22 protein-coding genes and 1 pseudogene are annotated in these 18,949 nt (G+C 57.9%); 4 read left to right on the forward strand and 19 right to left on the reverse strand.

Features of this window, described 5'->3' with window-relative positions; all coding sequences use genetic code 11:
• Nucleotides 1–11: 11 nt before the first annotated feature.
• From CC94_RS0115295 to CC94_RS0115320, 6 genes are all read right to left on the reverse strand, one after another.
• Nucleotides 12–494 carry a hypothetical protein gene (locus tag CC94_RS0115295; protein WP_005371177.1) on the reverse strand — a complete coding sequence of 161 codons (483 nt, stop codon included), beginning with the start codon at nucleotides 492–494 and terminating at the stop codon, nucleotides 12–14.
• 262 nt (nucleotides 495–756) lie between these two features.
• Complete coding sequence (locus CC94_RS0115300; protein WP_031431476.1) at nucleotides 757–2,334, reverse strand: hypothetical protein; 1,578 nt, start codon at nucleotides 2,332–2,334, stop codon at nucleotides 757–759.
• 95 nt (nucleotides 2,335–2,429) lie between these two features.
• Nucleotides 2,430–3,233 carry an ABC transporter permease gene (locus CC94_RS0115305; protein WP_031431478.1) on the reverse strand — a complete coding sequence of 268 codons (804 nt, stop codon included), beginning with the start codon at nucleotides 3,231–3,233 and terminating at the stop codon, nucleotides 2,430–2,432.
• A gap of 7 nt (nucleotides 3,234–3,240) precedes the next feature.
• Nucleotides 3,241–3,975, reverse strand: coding sequence for an ABC transporter ATP-binding protein (locus tag CC94_RS0115310; protein WP_005371180.1), 735 nt, complete (start codon nucleotides 3,973–3,975; stop codon nucleotides 3,241–3,243).
• Nucleotides 3,972–4,940 carry a PQQ-dependent catabolism-associated beta-propeller protein gene (locus CC94_RS0115315; RefSeq protein WP_031431479.1) on the reverse strand — a complete coding sequence of 323 codons (969 nt, stop codon included), beginning with the start codon at nucleotides 4,938–4,940 and terminating at the stop codon, nucleotides 3,972–3,974. Before CC94_RS0115315 ends, CC94_RS0115310 begins: the two co-directional genes overlap by 4 nt.
• Entirely contained in the window at nucleotides 4,937–6,142 is a 1,206-nt protein-coding gene (locus CC94_RS0115320; protein WP_031431480.1) for an ABC transporter substrate-binding protein, read from the reverse strand. Before CC94_RS0115320 ends, CC94_RS0115315 begins: the two co-directional genes overlap by 4 nt.
• 234 nt (nucleotides 6,143–6,376) lie before the next feature.
• Here CC94_RS0115320 and CC94_RS25305 point away from each other — a divergent pair, with 234 nt between their 5' ends.
• The 4 genes and pseudogenes from CC94_RS25305 (at nucleotide 6,377) to CC94_RS0115340 (ending at nucleotide 8,181) form a co-directional block, all read left to right on the forward strand.
• Nucleotides 6,377–6,853 (forward strand): IS5 family transposase, encoded by a 477-nt coding sequence (locus CC94_RS25305; protein WP_031429487.1) that lies wholly within the window; start codon nucleotides 6,377–6,379, stop codon nucleotides 6,851–6,853.
• Nucleotides 6,745–7,143 (forward strand): annotated as a pseudogene (locus CC94_RS25310) (IS5 family transposase); the annotation flags it as partial. The gene CC94_RS25305 and the pseudogene CC94_RS25310, both read left to right, overlap by 109 nt.
• A gap of 81 nt (nucleotides 7,144–7,224) precedes the next feature.
• The gene (locus CC94_RS0115335; RefSeq protein ID WP_031431481.1) at nucleotides 7,225–7,554 is read left to right on the forward strand and encodes a PilZ domain-containing protein; all 330 of its coding nucleotides are present in this window, start codon (nucleotides 7,225–7,227) and stop codon (nucleotides 7,552–7,554) included.
• 300 nt (nucleotides 7,555–7,854) lie between these two features.
• Complete coding sequence (locus tag CC94_RS0115340; RefSeq protein WP_005371186.1) at nucleotides 7,855–8,181, forward strand: hypothetical protein; 327 nt, start codon at nucleotides 7,855–7,857, stop codon at nucleotides 8,179–8,181.
• A 75-nt stretch (nucleotides 8,182–8,256) separates the two neighbouring features.
• Here CC94_RS0115340 and CC94_RS0115345 read toward each other — a convergent pair whose 3' ends face one another.
• The 13 genes from CC94_RS0115345 to fabD form a co-directional block, all read right to left on the reverse strand.
• Nucleotides 8,257–8,994 carry an S-methyl-5'-thioinosine phosphorylase gene (locus CC94_RS0115345; protein ID WP_031431483.1) on the reverse strand — a complete coding sequence of 246 codons (738 nt, stop codon included), beginning with the start codon at nucleotides 8,992–8,994 and terminating at the stop codon, nucleotides 8,257–8,259.
• Entirely contained in the window at nucleotides 8,991–9,539 is a 549-nt protein-coding gene (locus CC94_RS0115350; RefSeq protein ID WP_005371190.1) for a hypoxanthine-guanine phosphoribosyltransferase, read from the reverse strand. The genes CC94_RS0115345 and CC94_RS0115350 overlap by 4 nt, the downstream gene beginning before the upstream one ends.
• Nucleotides 9,533–10,549, reverse strand: a complete 1,017-nt coding sequence (gene nagZ / locus CC94_RS0115355) for a beta-N-acetylhexosaminidase (RefSeq protein WP_031431484.1) — start codon at nucleotides 10,547–10,549, stop codon at nucleotides 9,533–9,535. The genes CC94_RS0115350 and nagZ overlap by 7 nt, the downstream gene beginning before the upstream one ends.
• A gap of 108 nt (nucleotides 10,550–10,657) precedes the next feature.
• Nucleotides 10,658–11,464, reverse strand: a complete 807-nt coding sequence (locus CC94_RS0115360; protein ID WP_031431485.1) for a TatD family hydrolase — start codon at nucleotides 11,462–11,464, stop codon at nucleotides 10,658–10,660.
• A gap of 176 nt (nucleotides 11,465–11,640) precedes the next feature.
• The gene (locus CC94_RS0115365) at nucleotides 11,641–11,994 is read right to left on the reverse strand and encodes a PilZ domain-containing protein (protein ID WP_005371196.1); all 354 of its coding nucleotides are present in this window, start codon (nucleotides 11,992–11,994) and stop codon (nucleotides 11,641–11,643) included.
• Nucleotides 11,995–11,999: 5 nt separating this feature from the next.
• The gene (locus CC94_RS0115370) at nucleotides 12,000–12,977 is read right to left on the reverse strand and encodes a DNA polymerase III subunit delta' (protein WP_031431487.1); all 978 of its coding nucleotides are present in this window, start codon (nucleotides 12,975–12,977) and stop codon (nucleotides 12,000–12,002) included.
• Nucleotides 12,974–13,600, reverse strand: coding sequence for a dTMP kinase (tmk, locus tag CC94_RS0115375; protein ID WP_031431488.1), 627 nt, complete (start codon nucleotides 13,598–13,600; stop codon nucleotides 12,974–12,976). The genes CC94_RS0115370 and tmk overlap by 4 nt, the downstream gene beginning before the upstream one ends.
• Nucleotides 13,601–13,605: 5 nt before the next feature.
• Nucleotides 13,606–14,604, reverse strand: coding sequence for an endolytic transglycosylase MltG (gene mltG / locus CC94_RS0115380; protein WP_031431489.1), 999 nt, complete (start codon nucleotides 14,602–14,604; stop codon nucleotides 13,606–13,608).
• Nucleotides 14,594–15,430: an aminodeoxychorismate lyase gene (pabC, locus tag CC94_RS0115385; protein WP_031431490.1), complete on the reverse strand. Its 837-nt coding sequence runs from the start codon at nucleotides 15,428–15,430 to the stop codon at nucleotides 14,594–14,596. Before pabC ends, mltG begins: the two co-directional genes overlap by 11 nt.
• Nucleotides 15,431–15,463: 33 nt before the next feature.
• Nucleotides 15,464–16,708, reverse strand: coding sequence for a beta-ketoacyl-ACP synthase II (gene fabF, locus CC94_RS0115390; protein WP_005371206.1), 1,245 nt, complete (start codon nucleotides 16,706–16,708; stop codon nucleotides 15,464–15,466).
• Between the two features lie 89 nt (nucleotides 16,709–16,797).
• Nucleotides 16,798–17,028, reverse strand: a complete 231-nt coding sequence (gene acpP / locus CC94_RS0115395; protein ID WP_005371208.1) for an acyl carrier protein — start codon at nucleotides 17,026–17,028, stop codon at nucleotides 16,798–16,800.
• A 193-nt stretch (nucleotides 17,029–17,221) separates the two neighbouring features.
• A complete protein-coding gene (gene fabG / locus CC94_RS0115400) occupies nucleotides 17,222–17,950 on the reverse strand; it encodes a 3-oxoacyl-ACP reductase FabG (protein WP_031431491.1) in 729 nt (242 codons plus the stop codon).
• Nucleotides 17,943–18,893 carry an ACP S-malonyltransferase gene (gene fabD / locus CC94_RS0115405; protein WP_031431493.1) on the reverse strand — a complete coding sequence of 317 codons (951 nt, stop codon included), beginning with the start codon at nucleotides 18,891–18,893 and terminating at the stop codon, nucleotides 17,943–17,945. The genes fabG and fabD overlap by 8 nt, the downstream gene beginning before the upstream one ends.
• Between the last annotated feature and the right edge of the window lie 56 nt (nucleotides 18,894–18,949).

Genomic DNA, 18,949 nt, shown 5'->3' on the forward strand with positions numbered 1-18,949 from the left:
CGCCGATCGATTTATTGCAGATCGATCGACAAAACCCAGCCGGTTTTACCGTTGCACTCGCCGCCTTCGATCGAAACTTCGGCAAAGCTGTTGGCGGTATCGAAAGCGTCCTGCAGTCTCAGCACTTTGACTTTGGTTCCTTGCGGGAAATGCTGGCAGGTGCCGGTGCGATCCGCTTCTTCGGTGTCATCGTAGGCAGCCAGGGTGCCCGGAGCAGGAACGATACGGATCGTGGAGTTCGGATCGTAGCTATTCGGGGATTTTAATGAATAGGTCTGACCGACGGCAAGAGCTTGCTTATTATATTGTTGAACGGCCGGACGGCTTTCCCCGCCGCTGAATACCGCGATCAAAACCAGTAAGGCAACGCCGCCGACCGCGCCGTAGAACACTTTAGGTTTGGTTTCTTTCAGGTTCAACGCCGCAGAAGTCAGATTGCCGAACAGGTTTTTGGCCGTATCCAACGAGGGTTTGGTTTTATCTTCGTTACTCATTTCTTATCCTCACGATATTGATTTTATTATTGTAATTGCATAGGAATTCGGACGATTCTTGCCTTTGACTTTCCCTGATCCGGAGCGGAAGGTCTGCATTTGTCTAAAATTCATTGCGTGCGGAGTGCAGCGGTTTTGGCCGATGAGGCCGCAACCTATTTTCCTACTGTTTTAATCGCTCACTCGACCGCACAAGTTACCACGATGAAAAAACTTTTCAAGTGGTTTGTGTTTTTTGTGCCGGGCGGATTTTCTAAGGAAGCTAGATGAAGTCATAGCCTTTTGCCGGGGTGGAAGCTTTTGGCCTCTCCATTATTTTTATGCATTGAAATCGCCAGTAGCCCAGGCCGATATTTTTCCGATCGCGCAGCGAAACGGAATAATCTTCGTTTTTCCAGTAAATACGGGCGGTATCCCCGTCTTTCAGGATGAAGTTATCCGTAATCAGGTAGCTCTTGTCGCCGTCCGCTTCTGTAACGGTGCACAGCAGCGCTTTGATCGATTCTTCTTTTTTGGATGAGTCGAGCGGGTTATAGGTAACCGCATAGCATTGTGAAGCCAGAAATTCGACACCGAATAGCAGATTGTTCGTCTTTTTCTCGATTAGGATCTGGTTGACGATACCCAGTACGATGGCGTCGTCCCGGCGGTCGGCTTTTCGGATGCCGATCAGGCGCCCGATGGATAAGATGCCAGCTTGTTCGAATCGGTAGGTCAGCAAACTTTCGGAAGCCGTATGGGCCTGCAGTTCGGTTTGGCTTTCCGATGGGTGCAGCGAATCGTTCAATAGTTCGTGGGCAGAGATCAGGCCCAGCGTAATGCAGCGGTCCAGGCGGTCTTCGAATAGCGGGGTGCTTTCCAGCTCGAAGCCGGACCAGCGGTGGAACAGGTATTCCAAGAGATCGAAGCTCGGCATTTGATTGTTTTGCAGCGCAAGCACCGAGTTGAAGCGCCCTTCGCCGATGTTGGCGAGTCTTGCCTTGTGTTCGAGCGTTTTATAGAGTTTGGTGAAGTCCAGATACAGGGTGGCGGAATCCGGACGATGGGCTCCTTCTTTCAAGAGAAAGGGCGGCCGGTCTTCGTCGGTCAGAATCACAAATTGCGCCGACTGACCGGAAACCGGGGTGTTCTGGATATGCACCGATTCGCAGAGCGTTTTGATGAAGTGATAGACCCGCAGCACCTCTTTTTGCATCAGTCCGTTCGGAGCGGCCAGGCTGAGCAGCAGGATTTGCTTGTAGCAGTCTTCCGGACTGCTTTTTTCGGAGGGATGGGTCGGATCGTCGATAATCCTGGCCGTGTTTTTTTTCAGATTGACGCTGAGTTTGTAGAGCGAATGCAGGTCGATCCATATCCAGTCCGGAATCGATATGCCCATCAGGCAATGGCTGACCACGATGCCGCTGAGTCCGCTGATGCAGCGATGCAGGGCCAGAGGCAATTGTTTGCCCTGGAACCAGCCGAAGGTTTTCTGCGACAGTTCCTTCAGCACGATCCAGTAGCTCAGCGTCAGTTCCTTTTCGATCGAGACGAGCACGTTGAAGATTTTTTGGTCGTTCTCTTCTTTGGGAAAACCGGTTTTGGTTAGGCGGCTGAGTAAATTTTCTTCGATGGCGAGAATACTGGGGCGCAGCTGTTCGAGCGCCGCGATCCGGAGATCGGCCGAGATCGCCAGAGTATTGAACTCGATAATCAAATCGTGCACCAAGCGCGTTGCTAGGCCCGGATTCGCCGCCGGAAGCTCGTTGATCCACTGCTGGAGGGGTTTGGCCTCGTATTCTTTGGTGCGTTGCGGATTGTTTTCCTGTTTGGGAATAACAAGGTAAAAAGAATTTTTCACATAGTCACCGGAGAGAGGAAGGCGCTTTGACAGATGCCGGGCGGAGGTCAGAAGTTTTTATTCTCGTCCGGCCGGAGCATGCTGCCGAGGAATGTTTAACCGCCGCCTTTTTTTACCATCATTCCTTTTGACGGATTATAGCCAATAATCGCGGCAGTGATAAACACCATGAAGGAAGCCAGCGTATAAAGCAGTGCCTCTTGGTTGAGTTGGCCGTATAAGGCGAAGCGGATCAGTTCGACGGCCTGGGAAAAGGGGTTGTATTGGGCCAGATGGTATAGCGGCAGGCTCGATTCCTTCAGCTTCCATAAAGGATAGAGCGCGGTCGAAAGGAAAAACATCGGAAAAATCACAAAATTCATCACGCCGGCAAAGTTTTCGAGCTGTTTGATGAAGGACGACAACAGTAACCCGAGCGCTCCGAGCATCAGGCCGGACAGGATCAGCGCCGGGACGATCCAGAGATAACCCTGCCAGGGCGCATGAATCTTGTAAATCCAGGCAATCGCGAGAAATACGTAGACCTGCAGGATCGACACGAAGGTGCCCGCCAACAGTTTCGATACCAGTAGAAACCAGCGCGGCAGCGGACTGACCAACAGGCTGCGCATGCTGCCCATTTCGCGGTCGTAGACCATCGACAGCGAGCTCTGCATGCCGTTGAACAACTGGATCATCCCGATCAGGCCCGGCGTAATATAGACTTCGTAAAGAATGTAGGTTTGGTAAGGCGGCGTGATGGCGAGCCCAAGCGCGGCCCGGAAGCCGGCGGCAAAGACGAACAGCCAGATCAGCGGCCTGACCAGCGCTGAAATGAAACGTTCGCGCTGGGTGACGAAGCGCCGGAGTTCGCGGCCGACGATACCCCACAGCGCGCGCCAGAAGTGCAGTATGTTCATCGTGTCTTCAGTCTCCCTGGGTCAGTCTGAAAAAAGCGTCCTTGACCGTTGCCGTGCCGGTGCTTTGGAGGATCTCGTCGACGCTGCCGGCCGCCTTGATTTTGCCTTTGTGCAGCACGATCAGCCGGTCGTCCGGATAAATTTCGTCGATTAGATGGCTGGCCCACAGCACCGCGATATGGCCGGTGCGGGCAAGGCTGTGCACATAGTCGACGATCGACGTGCGGCTCGGCACGTCGAGGCCGACGGTCGGTTCGTCGAGCAGCAGCAGCGCCGGCTTGTGCAGGAGGGCGCGGGCAATCTCGACGCGGCGGCGGTGGCCGCCGTTCAGTTGGCGGACTTTTTCGAAGCGGCGCGCGAACATGTCGAGCCTTTCCAATTCTTCATGGATGCGTTGTGCGGCGACTTTGTGGCTCATACCGTGTAGTGCGGCGTGGTAGCGCAGGTTTTGCAGCACGGTCAGGTCCAGGTCCAGCGTCGTTTGCTGAAAAACGATCCCGAGGTTGGCCAGCGCCCGGGTGGTCCTTTTTTTGATATCGTAGCCGCACAGTTCGATTTGTCCGTTCGGCGTGTCGTAGAGGCGGGTGATCAGCGAAAACAGCGTGCTTTTGCCCGCGCCGTTCGGCCCGAGCAGCATCGTGCAGTGTCCGGGCGGAATCTCGAAGTCGACCCGGTCCAGCGCTTTTTTGGCGCCGTAGGAAAAACTGACGTCAGTGACGGTTAAGGCGGCATTCGTGTTCATGGTTTGACCGCGACGCCCCACGGGTAGGTGCCGACGCCGACCGATTGGGTGACGGTCTGGCTGGCCAGATCGATGATCGAGATGTCGTTGCTGACGCCGTTGGTCGTATACAGACGCTGCTGGTCGGGCGAAAACGCCAGATTCCAGACGCGCTGGCCGACCAGCAGATAATTTTCGGCTTCCAGTTTCTGTGCGTCGACCACCGCGACCCGGTTTGCCGGCCCCAGCGCGACATAGCCGCGCTTGCGTTCCTTGTCGATCACGATCCCGACTGGCTGGATCTTGTCCGCCGTCACGCCCTGGACTGCGAATTTGATGTTCTTCACGATTTGCTGCGATTTCACGTCGATGATCGTCAGGGTGCCGGCCATTTCGGAGGTGACCCACAACTGTTCGCTATCGGCCGTGAAAGCGACCGCACGCGGGCGAGGATCGACCAGGATGTGGTTGACCGCTTCCAGCGTTTTCGCGTCGATCCAGTGCACCATGTTGGTCGTCTCGGAAGCGCTGATCACCCATTTTTTGTCGGGGCTGGCGGTAATGCCTTCCGGTTCGACGCCGACCTTGATTTGCTTGACCGCTTTCCGTTTCTTGAGATCGATCGCGGTGACCCTGCTGTCGTCTTCGTTCGAGACATACAGCAGGGTGCCGTCCGGGTTTAGCGCAAAGGTTTCGGGATCTTCGCCGGACGGTAGCTTGCCGATTTCTTTCAACGTTTCCGCGTCGAGAATTTTAATCGTATCGTCGTCGCTGGTGGCGACATAAATCGATTTGAAGTCGGGGCTGAGCGCGATTCCGCGCGGACGCTGGCCGACCGGCACCGTCTTGAGCAGTTTGCCCGCGACAGGGTCGACGACGGCGAGCGCGTTGTCTTTTTCGAGCGTCACGAACAGCGTTTCGGCATGCGCGATGGGGCCGATAAACGGGGTGGCCAGCAACGCGGCGAGCAAAGTGTTTTTAATCATTTGTTCAAGGGGCAGGTAGCTTCGGGTTGGTCGTAACCGAGCGTGTCGAGCTCGGTTTTCGGGTGCAGAAAGCCTTCGATCGGCGCGACGGCCACCAGCGAGCGCGGCGCCGCCAGAAGCACCGGCTGCCGCAGTTGGCCGTTCCAGGCCCGGAACGACAGCGGCGTGCCTTTATAACCTTGCAGCGCGAAGGCAGGACTCAGCAGATAGTCTTTGACCGGCTGCAATTCGTTCGATTTGACGCGCGTTGCCGCTTCGCCGACCGCCCGGGTGGCCAGGTAGCCGGCATAGCCGATCTCTTCCATCCAGCGGCCGTATTTTTCCTTGAAGCGGTTTTGCAATTGCACCGCGCCCCACTGTTCGTGCGTCCGGTGCCAGGCCGTCGCGGTCAGGCCTTGCGTGCCGGCGACCGGCCGGGGCAGCCAGGTGCGGTAGTCGAGGTATTCGCCGAATTCGCCGCGCTCGTCCGCCACGATCAGCACATCGTATTCGTCGTCCGCCTGGGTCAGGACAGGGACATCGGATTGCGCGGTGCGGCGTGCATCGGCGGTATGTTCCCAGGGCTTCTCGCTGACGATTTCGAGTCCGAAACGGGTGGCGGCCCGCTTGATCGCCTCGCCGTACAGGCGGTCTTCGTCATGGTTGCCCAGCAGCAGGAACAATTTGGTCCAGCGTTTTTTGAGCAGATACTGCGCCAGGGCATCGGCGCGCATGGCGCGGCTCGGCAGGATGTGCAGCACGTTCGCCCGGCAGTCCCGGTTGCGCAGTTTGTCGTCCGTGGTGGCGATATCGAACAACAAGGCGTCTTTCGCTTCCGGCAGGTCGGCCAGCTTGATCAGCTGGATCTCGGGCAGGTTCACGACCACAAAACGGTATTTGCCGGCGATGTACTGTTTGAACGCGGCCAGTGGATCGCCCTGCAGCGGAACGGTAAAGGCTTTCAAAGCGAACGCCTGTCCGGTAAATTGTCCGGTCGTGTTGTTGTCCTCGATTGCGAGTTCCGCGCCTGGCAGACCCTTGTCCTTGATGAAAGGGTCCAGATTCGACAGCGGCGGCGGGACTTCCCGTTCCTGGGTCAGATAGGCGATCGGCACCGGGATCGGCTGGGCTTTCGCGGCGACCGGATCCGCCATGACCAGCAGCGTGATCAGTGCGATAGGCAGCCGGTTCCTAAGGAGGGAGGACTTGAGAAGATCAATCATATTTTGACGATTAAATAACAAGAGACTCAATTTTAACGGATTTGATGAATTTTATTTAACTTTTGGCGCCCGCATGCGGGCCGGCAATTGAATTTTGCCTGATAAAGATCGATACTGGTTTTCTGACAATCATTTCTGATCGAGTATCGCCATGACTCTAGATAGTGTCGTCACAAGATAAGTCTTTGTCAGGTATAATACGGAGATTGTCGTTGCTGATGAGATTAAAGAGCCATGTCCCAACCTGCCCACCGCCGCCATGACATTTCCGATACGGTTTGGAGCTTACTGGAACCCCATCTGCCCGGCCGTGCCGGGGCCTGGGGCGGAAAAGCGCGAGACAACCGCTTGTTTATCAATGCGGTCTTCTGGATTTTGCGTACCGGTGCGCCATGGCGCGACCTGCCACCTGACTATGGCGATTGGAAGAACACCCATCGCCGGTTTTGCCGTTGGCGAGATCACGGCGTCTGGGAAGCCCTGTTGGAACAGTTGGTCACCGAACCCGACTATGAATGGTTGATGATTGATGCCAGCCACATCAAAGTCCATCCGCATGCGACCGGCGCGCAAGGCGGCAATCAGGGCATGGCGGTCACAAAAGGGGGCTCAACAGTAAGATACATCTGGCCGTGGATGCGCATGGTATGCCGGTCAGAATCCTTATTACAGCAGGTACCACAGCAGATTGTTCGCAGGCTTCAGCCTTGATCGAAGGCGTGGATGCTCAGTACTTATTGGCGGACAAAGGCTACGATAGCGATGCTATCGTAGCCCAAGCCGAAGCAAATCAGATGACGGTGGTCATTCCGCCACGCCGCAATCGAAAACAACCCCGCGACTACGATCGCGACCTGTACAAACTGCGGCATTTAGTAGAAAACGCGTTCTTGCACCTCAAGCGCTGGCGAGGTATTGCCACACGCTATGCCAAGAACACCGCATCGTTCCTGGCCGCTGTGCAGATCCGGTGCATCGCCCTGTGGACAGCTATCTTATGACGACACTATCTAAATATTGACAATAAGGGTTTAACTCCCGACCGAAAGGGAAATGGGCAGGTAGCCAACGAGCGCCGGACCGTGCGTTATATCCGCAAGGACATCAAGGTCCATATCCGCAAACAGAATTGGTTTAGCGCGATCGGGGGCGACCGGTTTCGGCAGGAGATTCCGGTCGAGCTACTCGATATCAGCAACCGGGGCTGCTTGATCTTCAGTCCGGAGAAATTGGCGGTACGTTCCAAGATCATCGTATTACTGACGTTCGAAACCGCCAGGCGCTTCGAGATTGGTGCCACGGTGATCAGAAAATCCGAGGGCGAGGACCAGTATGGGATAAAATTCGCCGCTTATAATAACGAGCTCGGCGACTATATGCTGAAGACCCAGGAAAAACTGACTTTCAAGTGACGCAGGACGCATTGCCCGGTCGAGGTGAAAACCGCGAGGTGGGGAGCCAAATGATCGGTTATCGATTGAGCGGAATCTCTGTTTATTGTGCCAAGTCCCTGGCCGGTGGCCGGGTCGAGCGCCGGGCGGCCGGTCCTGTCCGCGCCGGGCAGGGTTGGCATTGCCGCTGCTTCCGGCGGAAGGCGAGCGGATTCAGGCGGACCGTCTGGAATGACCGAAGAAGCGAATCCGAGATGGGTTTTTTGTTCAAACCGGATAGAATGTGAGCCCTCTGTTTAACGTTCCTCGAGGAAAATGACAATGAAGCCGTTAACCGCTTTAATACTTGCCGGGTTTTTACTTGTTACCGCCGTGCTTCCGGCAGGTTACGCCGGCACCGATACGCTGCGGGTCGACCGGCGCCAGGAAAAGCAGCAGCAGCGTATTGAACAAGGCGTCAGCTCGGGTAGATTGACTTCGAAAGAAGTGCAGCGTTTGCAAGCGCAGCAGGAAAAGATCCGGCGCATGGAGGACAAGGCCAAAGCCGACGGGGTCCTCACGCGGAAAGAGCAGGTCCGCCTGAATCGCCGCCAGAATCAGGCCAGCCAGAACATTTACCGCAAAAAGCATAATCTGCGCCGTCAGTGAACGGTTGTTCCCGTCCGGGGCGGGGTATCCGGTTTCCGCGCAGGGTGCGCGGAAACCGGGCGGAAAGGCGGCGTTTCAGGCTGCAATAAACGCTTTCAGAATTTCTGCCGCGTTCGCCATGCCTTTGTGCAGATGCATCTCGATTTCCACCATCGTGATTTCGCCTTCGGTCTTTCCGGCGGCCCAGTTCGCAACCACCGCCATCGCCGCATAATCGATCCCGACTTCCCTCGCCAGCGCCGCTTCCGGCATACCGGTCATCCCGACCACATCGCAGCCGTCCCGTTCCATCCGGCGGATTTCGGCGGTGGATTCAAGACGCGGACCCTGCGTGCAGCCGTAGGTGCCCAGGGGAGAAACCCGGATATCCGCTTTCGCAGCCGCCGTGATCAGTCCGGTACGCAGCTTCTGGGTGTACGGATAGGTGAAATCGACATGGGTAACCGGGTCGTTTTCACCCTCGAAAAAGGTGTGGTGGCGGCCGTAGGTATAGTCGATGATCTGGTCCGGTATCGCAATGTGCGCGGGTTCCATCTCCCGCGTAATGCCGCCGACCGCCGCCACCGCAATGATCCGTTCGACCCCGAGCTGCTGGAGCCCGAAGAGGTTGGCCCGGTAGTTGATTTTGTGCGGCGGGATCGCATGCGGATTGCCGTGCCGGGCCAGAAAAACCACTTCGCGGCCGTGGAAGTCGCCGGTCAGGAATTCGGCCGACGGCTGGCCGTAAGGCGTCGTCAATGCATCGCGCTTGACGATCTTCAAACCTTCGAGCTGCATGAGGCCGGTGCCGCCGATGATCGCGAGTTTGCTCATGCGCCGCCTTCCTTGCAGGCATAAATGCCGGCCGCGTTGCGCAAATAGCCTTTGTAATCCATCCCGTACCCGAACAGATAACGGTTTTCGGTCTCGACGCCGACGAAATCGGCCTGAATCGGCTTCGGATGGTCGAGCTTTTTATCGACCAGCACGGCCGTGTAGACGGTGTTCGCCCCTTGTTCGAGGCAATAATCGACGATCGCCTTCAGGGTAATCCCTTCATCGAGAATGTCGTCGACGATCAGCACGGTCCGGCCCGCCAGCGGCGTGCCGGGTTTCAGCGTCCATGCGAGTGTGCTGCCCGACGTTTTGTTCTGATACCGGCTCGCGTTGACCGCATCGATCGTCAGCGGCATGGTCAGCCGCGTGAGCAGACGGCCGGCCGCGACGACGCCGCCGTGCATCACGCATACGAACACCGGGTTGGTGCCGGCCAGTTTCCGGTTGATTTGTTCGGCCATCCGGTCGAGCGCCGTTTCGACTTCCTGTTCGCTGTACAGCAAATCGGCCGTTTCTTGTACCTGTTGAATTTCGTCTAGCATGAGTGAAAAGCTCGATTGATCCGTTCTGAAATTTTGCGCCATTGTACCGAATTCATTAATTCTTCGCGGGTAAATTGCGCTTTGCCCCGCATCGCGGCAAGGCGGTGTTCCCGGAGCGGGTCGGCTTTGGTCGGCAGGGTTTCGAGCACTTGTTCGGCGGCGGCCGGATTGTTGCAGACCAGCACCATGTCGCAGCCGGCGGCGAGCGCCGCCTCGGCGCGTTCGGGATAGCCTCCGGCCCAGGAAGCGCCGGCCATGCTCAAATCGTCGCTGAAAACCGCGCCGTCGAATTGTAATTCTTTCCGCAAAACCTGTTGTATCCAGAACGGCGAAAAACCGGCGGGCCGCGGGTCGGTCGCCGCAAACACGACATGCGCAGGCATTACGCCTTCGAGCCCTTCGGCGATCAGCCGCTTGAACGGAAGCAAATCCTTGGCGCGGATGCTGTCCAGGCCGCGTTCGTCGACCGGCAGCGCCAGATGCGAATCGGGCGCGACCGCGCCGTGCCCCGGAAAATGTTTGCCGGTCGCGGCCATGCCGGCCGACTGCATGCCTTTCCTGAACCTCGAAGCCAGTTCCGCCGCCCGTTCGGGATCGGTCGAAAACGAGCGGTTGCCGATCACTTGGCTGATCCCGCAATCGACGTCGAGCACCGGCGCAAAACTGAAATCGACGCCGACCGCAAGCAGTTCGCTGGCCATCAGCCAACCCGCCGCTTCGGCCAGTTCCGGTTTTTCCGCATAGCGCGCGGCCGGCGGCAGGCGCGTGAAACCGTTTTGAAAACGCTGAACCCGGCCGCCTTCCTGGTCGACTGCGATCAAAACTTCGCCGCCGCGCGCCTTGCGAATACTCGCGATCAGCGCCCGGACCTGTTCGGGATTGTCATAGTTGCGCGCGAACAGGATTACCGCGCCGGTGTTCGGATGGCGGATTTTGTCGATCTCATGCACGGCGAGGGTCGGCCCCTCGACATCGAGCATGACCGGTCCGAGTGAAGGAAGCGTCGTCATGGTTTGGATGGGTTAATGGATCAATCGTAGGGTACGCTGCGCGTATCTTATCAGGGCATTCCGATAAGGCACGCTTCCGAAAGGTACGCGCAGCGTACCCTACGCGGGTTAAATTTCAGGGAGTGGTTTTTTATCCGATTGTTGGTTCAACTTGAACAGCGTATAAAAGTTTCTCGTCGAGGCGTCGGCGATTTCTTCGAACGAGGTATTGCGCAATTCGGCGATCTGTTCGGCGACATAGCGCACGTAGGTCGGATAGTTCGGCTTGCCGCGGAACGGCACCGGCGCAAGATAAGGCGAGTCGGTTTCGATCAGAAAACGGTCGAGGGGCACACGTTTCGCGACTTCCTTGATTTCCTTCGCGCTGTTGAACGTCACGATGCCGGAGAATGAAAGATAAAAGTTCAGGTCGAGCGCCTGTTCGGCGAATGCCTGGTTTTCGGTAAAACAATGGATGACGCCGCCGCAGCTTTCGGCGCCTTCTTCCTTCAGAATGCGCAGCGTGTCTTCGCGCGCTTCGCGGGTATGCACGATCAGCGGCTTGTTTAGCGCTTTCGCGGCGCGGATATGGGTCCGGAAACGCTCGTGCTGCCAGCCGAGGTCGCCGGCGCTGCGGAAATAATCCAGGCCGGTTTCGCCGATGCCGATCACTTTCGGATGACTGCCCAGCTCGACCAATTGCTCCTCGTTCGGCTCAAAACCTTCATGCGCGTTCGGATGCACGCCGACCGTCGCCGAGAGCTGCGGATAACGGCTGACCAAGTCGAGCATGGGCGGATACGCTTCCATGTCGATCGAGATGCAGAGCATGTGTTCGATGCGCTGATTTTCAGCTTCTTTCAGGAAAACCGAGAAATCGTTCCGGTAGGGTTCGAGGTCGATGCGGTCGAGATGGCAATGCGAGTCGATAAGCATAAGGCTTCGGAGGTAGCTTTCGGGATAATAAGAAACGGCCTGAATTAGAAAACGAGGACAGGCGGAATGCCGGCCCGTTTCCCGGATTGTCGGCGGGCAACGATGTGGCTGCCGGCAAGGGAGAAATATTTTACGCGATCGGGGCGCGATGTGCAGAAATTAGTCGCATCCGGATTTTACATCGTATGGGTTGGCCGTTCGGATTCGAGCGTGCCGGCCAGATAGTTTTCGAGCTTATTGCGGACCATGCCGCCGTCCTGGTCGCTGAATTGCACGCCGATGCCGGCGGCGCGGTACACGCTGCCCGCCGGGGTTTTCCAGACGATTTTGCCGGCAATCGGCAGCCTTTCGGTTTCTTCCATCAGGCTCAGCAAAATGAATACTTCCTGGCCCATTTCATAATTCCGGGTGGTCGGGATGAACAAGCCGCCGTTGGTTACGAAAGGCATATAAGCCATATACAGCGCGCTTTTTTCCTTGATGGACAGCGACAAGATGCCTTGCCGGGGAGTAGAGTCTGGCGATGACATGATGATTAGCTCCGGTTGAGTTCGGTCCATTGAATCAGAATTTCTTCCAGCATCATTTGTTTATTGATCTGACTGTCGAGCCGCTCGCGGGCCGCCAGCAATAAATCGTACAATCGATACAGGCCCTTTAAGTCTAGCCGCTCAGCCAGTTCCTGCAAGGGGCGTTCGGCCGAAGCAGACGGCGTGGGGGGATTTTGCGGCTGGAATTTGCATTTGACCAGCTCGATCACCCAGCCGGTCAGCCAGGAGAGCAGCGGGGAGAGCGGCAGTTTTTGCCAGTCTTCGGCAATGGCGACCGGGCTGGCGCGACGGCGGGCGATGTCGAGCCAGGCTTTGAAGCAGCCGTTGCGGGTGGTCAAGACCTGTTCTTCCGCATAGGCCAGCGCGGTCAGCGGCGCGTTTTGAGCCAGCGCCGCCAGCGCATCCGCATCGGCGACCGACCGGGCTTGCAGCCAGGCAACGGCGGCGGCCCGGGCCGGCGGCGTCAAGGCCAGGCGCTGGCAGCGGCTGGCGATCGTGATCGGCAGTCTGGCCGGGTTGGCGGTGACCAGAATGATCACCGTGCGTTCGGTCGGTTCTTCGAGACACTTCAAAAATGCGTTCGCGGACGCCCGGTTCAGTTGTTCGGCGGGATCGATGATCACGACCCGATAGGCGTCGTATTGCGGTTTCAATTGGATATCGGCGATCAGTTCGCGGATCGGGTTGATCCCGATCGCCTTGCCGGGTTCTTCCGGAGCCACCACCAACAGGTCCGGGTGATTGCCTGCCGCATGCAGTTTACAGGCCTGGCAACTGCCGCAGACTTCCCCTTCGGCGGAAGGCGCCCGGCAGAGCAGGACTGCGGCGAAGCGTTCGGCCAGTTCGCGTTTGCCGAGGCCCTTGTTGCCGCTGATCAGCAGCGCCTGCGGAATGCGCCGCTGGCGGAGGTAGCCGCACAGTTGCCGCCATTGGGTTTGCTGCCAGGGCAGTAACGGTTTCATTTGAGCAAGGCCGACAGCGAAGCGGCGAGATCCGCCTGCACTTCGGGCAGAGGGCGGTCTGCGGCAATGAGCCTGATCCGCTCCGGATGCAGTGCGGCGAGCCGCAAATAGGCCTGCCTCACGTCTTCGAAAAACCGGCGTTTTTCGGTTTCGAAGCGGTCTGGTTTGCTCCGGCGTCCCTTCGCGCGCGCCAGGCCGATTTCGGCCGGCGCATCGAGCAGCAGCGTCAGATCGGGGCGAAGCGATCCTTGCACCAGATTTTCGAGCCAGGTAATCGCGGCGCAATCCATGTGCCGCGCACCGCCCTGGTAGGCGTAAGTCGCGTCGGTGAAACGGTCGCACAGCACCCATTCGCCCCGGGCCAGCGCCGGTTCGATCACATGGCGGATGTGCTGCGCGCGGGCCGCGAACATCAGCAATAATTCGGCGGTCGGGGCGATCGATTCGCTGCCGTGGGCGAGCAGCACTTCGCGGAGCTTCTCGGCCAACGGCGTACCGCCGGGTTCGCGGGTGACGACGGCCGGAATGCCCCGGTGCTTCAGATAGTCTTGCAGAAAGACCAGGTTCGTGCTTTTACCGACGCCCTCGCCGCCTTCGAGGGTGATGAATTTTCCGCGTGTCATGCCGCTCATTTTTTTTGTTTTTGGAACTGTTTGACCGCGCGGTTGTGTTCCTGCAGGGTCGATGAAAAGACATGGGTGCCGTCGCCTTTCGCGACGAAATACAGGCTGCTGCCGTCATCGGGGTGAAGGGCGGCGCGGATTGCCTGGCGTCCCGGCATCGCGATCGGCGTCGGCGGCAGGCCTTTGACCTGGTAGGTATTATAGGGCGTCGGATTTTTCAGATCCTGCTCGCCGATATTGCCTTGATAATCGGAGCCCATCCCGTAGATGACCGTCGGGTCGGTCTGTAGCGGGATGTCGTTTTTCAGTCGGCGCGTCATCACGCCCGCGATCAGGGGCCGTTCGTCGTTCGCGCCGGTTTCTTTTTCGATGATCGAGGCTAGGATTAGCGCCTCGTAAGGCGAGACAAGCGGCAGGTCTGCCGATCTTTGCGGCCATTCTTCCTGCATCACCGACTGCATTTTACCGTAGGCCCTCTTCAGCAGCGAGACATCCGTCATGTTTTTTTCGAAAAAATAAGTATCCGGGAAAAACAAGCCTTCGGCATGGTTTTCCTTGATTTCAAGCCGGGTGCGTAGGGCGTCGGGGGAAGCATCTTTCAGGGTGTGTTCGATGTAGGGGTTGCTGTTCAGCGCGTTCAGAATATCGGTCAATCTCCAGCCTTCCGGAAAGGTGACGCTGTGTTGCCGGGTCTTGCCGGCGGCGATTTGATCGATGATTTCGGGCAGCGTCAGTCCGACGGCGAATTCGAACTCGCCGGTTTTCAGCTTGGAGGCCGCCTGCTTTCGGAGCGCGACCACCTTGAACCAGAATGGATTGATCTTCAGATGTTGTTCGGCGAGTTTTTCGGCAATTCGGTCCATCGAATCTCCCTTCGCGATCTCGATCACAACCGGATTATCTTTGACGGCCGGTGTTTCCAACACGGCACGGTAATCCATCCACGCCCAGCCGGCCGTGAAGCTGATGAATAATAAGGTCAGTCCTATGATTTTATGGCTCACTGCGAAGCGTCTCTTGTTTGTAATCCGCCAGCCATTGCTGCATGTTACGGGTAATTGGACCGGGACGGAGGGCGATTTGCTCGAATTGCCGGACCGGCCAGATGCCGATAATCGAATTGCAGACGAAGGCTTCATCGGCCGACGCTAACCGTTCGGGCGTGTAGCTGAGTTCTATAACGGCAAGTCGATGCCGGGCGGCAAGCCGCATGATCAGTTCGCGAATGATGCCCGCAATCCCGCACCATTCGAGCGAGGCGGTGTAGAGGGCGCCGTTCCGGGCATAGAATAGGTTGGTCATCGTCCCCTCGATCAGATGGCCGCCGCTGTCCAGCATCAGGCCTTCCTGGATGGCGGAGTCGCTCCATTCGGCGCGGGCGAGTACTTGTTCCAGCCGGTTCAGATGTTTGAGGCCGGCCAAGGCCGGATTGATGCCCAGGCGTGTTGCGCAGAGGCGGGCCCGGATCCCTTCGGTGCCGAAGGCGGCCGGGTACTCGGGGTAGGGGTGCAGGCTCAAAATCCGGGTGGTTTCGATCGTTTCGGGACGGCGATAGCCGCGCCCGCCGGAGCCGGCGGTCACAATGATCTTGAGTACGGCTTGAGCGGGCGACTCCCGGCACAAGGTCCGGGCTTCTTCGGCCAATAGGCCGGGAGAGGGAAACGGAAGCCCGAGCCGAAGGCAACCCGCCTCGAGACGCCTCAGGTGCAGATCGAAAAAAACCGGCCGGGAATTCTCGATTTCGATCGTTTCGAACAAGCCGTCTCCATATTGCAGGCCGCGGTCCGAAACGGGCAGGGTCTTTCTGCGTTCACCATTGACAAGCAGCATCGGCGGACAGGGCGACCCTGTGCGGGATCGGGCTTATTCGTAGCGTTTAAAGATCAGCGTTCCGTTGGTGCCGCCGAAACCGAAGGAGTTCGACATCGCAATGCTGATCTTCATGTCGCGGGCCACGTGCGGGACATAGTCGAGATCGCACTCGGGATCGGGGTTATCCAGGTTGATCGTCGGCGGCGCGATCTGGTGCTCGATGCTGAGCGCGGTCAATACCGCCTCGATGCCGCCGGCCGCGCCGAGCATGTGGCCGATCATCGACTTGGTCGAACTGACCGCGATCTTATAGGCATGGTCGCCCAAGGCGGCTTTCATCGCCTGAGTTTCGCCGATATCGCCGGCCGGCGTCGAGGTGCCGTGCGCGTTGATGTAATCGATGTCGGCGGGATTCAGGCCGGCGTTGCGCAGGGCGTTGCGCATGCAGCGCGCCGCGCCTTCGCCGCCCGGCGACGGCGTGGTCATGTGATAGGCGTCGCCGCTCATGCCGTAACCGATCAGTTCCGCATAAATCTTGGCGCCGCGCGCTTTCGCGTGTTCGAGTTCTTCAAGAACGACTACGCCCGCGCCGTCGCTGAGTACGAAGCCGTCGCGGTCTTTGTCCCAGGGCCGGCTGGCCGTGGCCGGGCTATCGTTGCGGCGCGACAACGCCTTTGCCGAGATGAAGCCGCCCATCGCGGTCGGCGAGGTCGTGCATCGTTCCGCGCCGCCGGCGATCATGACGTCCGCGTCGCCGTGCTGGATCAGCCGCGCCGCATCGCCGATATTGTGCGTGCCGGTCGCGCAGGCGGTTACGATCGCGAAATTCGGGCCTTTCAATCCATACTTGATCGACAGGTTGCCGGAAATCATGTTGATGATGTTGCCGGGCACGAAGAACGGCGAAATCCGCCGTGGGCCGCTTTTGTCGTACAGCGCGTAACACTCTTCGATGCCGGTCACGCCGCCGATGCCGGCGCCGATCGCCACGCCGATCCGTTCCGCGTTCGCGTCGGTCACTTCGAGGCCGGAATCTTCGATCGCCTGGCAGCCGGCCGCCAGTCCGTAGTGGATGAAGCCGTCCATGCGCTGGGCATCTTTGGCCGGGATATATTGGGTGACGTCAAAATTGCGAATCACGCCGCCGAAGGTAGTGGCGAAAGGCGAGATGTCAAACGAATCGATCGGGCTGATGCCGCTTCTGCCGTTAATGATGCCGTCCCAGGTTTCGGCTACCGTGTTTGCTAAAGGCGTAATGGCGCCCAAACCGGTGATTACGACTCGACGTGTGCTCAATGTGTGTTACCGTGTGGAATCTGTGGTTTAGAAAAACGGGGGGTGAGGGTTAGTGGATGCGCGGGTTGTCATCCACTAAGAAATCGCTATCAGGTATTTTTTTCGACGTAGTCGATAGCTTGCTGAACGGTGGTGATTTTTTCAGCTTCTTCGTCCGGAATTTCGCATTCGAATTCTTCTTCAAGCGCCATAACGAGTTCAACGGTGTCCAGAGAATCGGCACCCAGATCGTCCACGAAAGACGCGTCGTTGGCGATATCTTCTTTGACGCCCAATTGCTCTGCAACAATCTTTTTTACTCGTTGTTCAACATTACTCATAATTTATATCCTCAAGCAATGTAAATATACTTCTAATAAGAAATCATATATTTACAATGATATTGTTATTGGTTTTACCAGAAATCCCGTCCACGGAAATTCCAGACGACGGTAGCGAAAATTATACTTTAATCTGAATTCAAAGTCACAATATAAAGCTGGGTTGACGCTTGCCCAATCTCGGGCGTAACGGTTAGGGCATATACATTCCGCCGTTCACATGCAGGGTTTCGCCGGTGATATAGGAAGCTCCCGGGGAGGCCAGGAACGATACCGCGTGCGCGATTTCCTCGGCGGAGCCGAGCCGTTCCAGCGGAATCGACGCCAGCAGCGAGGTTTTGATCTCGTCGCCCAGTTCCCGGGTCATGTCGGTGTCGATGAAGCCCGGAGCCACCACGTTCACGGTAATATTCCGCGAGCCGACTTCTTTTGCCAGCGATTTACTGAATCCGACGATGCCGGCCTTGGCGGCGGCATAATTGGCTTGTCCCGCGTTGCCGGTCGAACCGACCACCGAAGAAATGCTGATGATCCGTCCGGTTCGCGCTTTCATCATCCCGCGCAGCACGGCCTTGCTCATTCGGAAGACCGAGGCGAGATTGGTATTGATGATCGCATCCCATTCTTCGTCTTTCATCCGCATCAACAGATTGTCGCGGGTAATGCCCGCATTGTTGACCAGTACGGTTGGTGCGCCGAATGCGTCGTTGACGGTCTTGATCGCTTCGGCGACCGAATCGGCGTTTGCGACGTCGAGACGCAGGCCCTTGCCGTTTTCGCCGAGATAAGCCGAGATCGCTTTCGCGCCGTTGTCGGTGGTCGCGGTGCCGACCACGAAAAAGCCGTCGCCGGCCAGTCTTTCGGCGATCGCCTTGCCGATGCCGCGGCTGGCGCCTGTCACTAAGGCGACTTGTTTAGCCATTTAACTGCTCCAGTGTAGTGTGGAAAGATTTGGTGTCGAAAATGGACAGGTGTTCGGCATCTTTCGCGATGCGTTTGTTCAGTCCGATCAGGACCTTGCCGGGGCCGCATTCGACAATGCGGGTGACGCCCTGGTCGTGCATGAATCTGATCGAGTCGACCCAGCGCACCGGTTTGAACAACTGCTCCTTCAGCGCGTTGCGGATCACTTCCGGGGCGCTGTGCGACATCACGTCGGTATTGTGGATCAACGTCATCTCGGGGCTGTCGATTTGAACCCGCGAGAGTTCCTCGCCGAGTTTATCGGCGGCGTCGCGCATCAGTGCGCAGTGCGAGGGCACGCTGACCGGCAGCGGCACGGCGCGCTTGGCGCCCAGTATTTGGGCTTCGGCGATCGCGCGCTGTACCGCGCTTGCGTGACCGGCGATCACGACCTGGCCCGGCGCATTGAAATTGACCGCCTCGACGACTTCGCCCTGCGCCGCTTTTTTGCAGGCTTCCACGATCTGATGATCCTCAAGTCCGAGAATCGCGGCCATCGCCCCGGTGCCCGGCGGCACCGCCTCCTGCATCAGGCGGCCGCGGACTGCGACCAGCTTGATGGCATCTTCGAACGCGATCGCATGGGCGGCGACCAGGGCGGTATATTCGCCGAGGCTGTGGCCTGCGGTCCAGGCCGGCCGGATGCTGCACTGCTTGCGCCAGACTTCCCAGATCGCAAACCCTGCAGCCAGCATGGCGGGCTGGGTATTCTGCGTCTGATTCAGGTCGGCTTCAGGGCCGTCGCCGACCAGGGTCCACAAATCCTTGCCCAACGCATCGGAAGCGCGTTCGAACGTCTGTTTGATTTCGGGGAAACCGGCCGCCAGGTCGGCCATCATGCCGACCGACTGGGAACCCTGGCCTGGAAAAACGAAGGCTAAGTCGTAGTGTTGTGTGCTCATGCGAAGTGTCGAGTATTTTTTAAAGTCTTTGTTATTTTTGAGCGAGGCAAAAGCGC

The organism is Methylomicrobium agile (assembly GCF_000733855.1).
Classification (GTDB): Bacteria; Pseudomonadota; Gammaproteobacteria; order Methylococcales; family Methylomonadaceae; genus Methylomicrobium; species Methylomicrobium agile.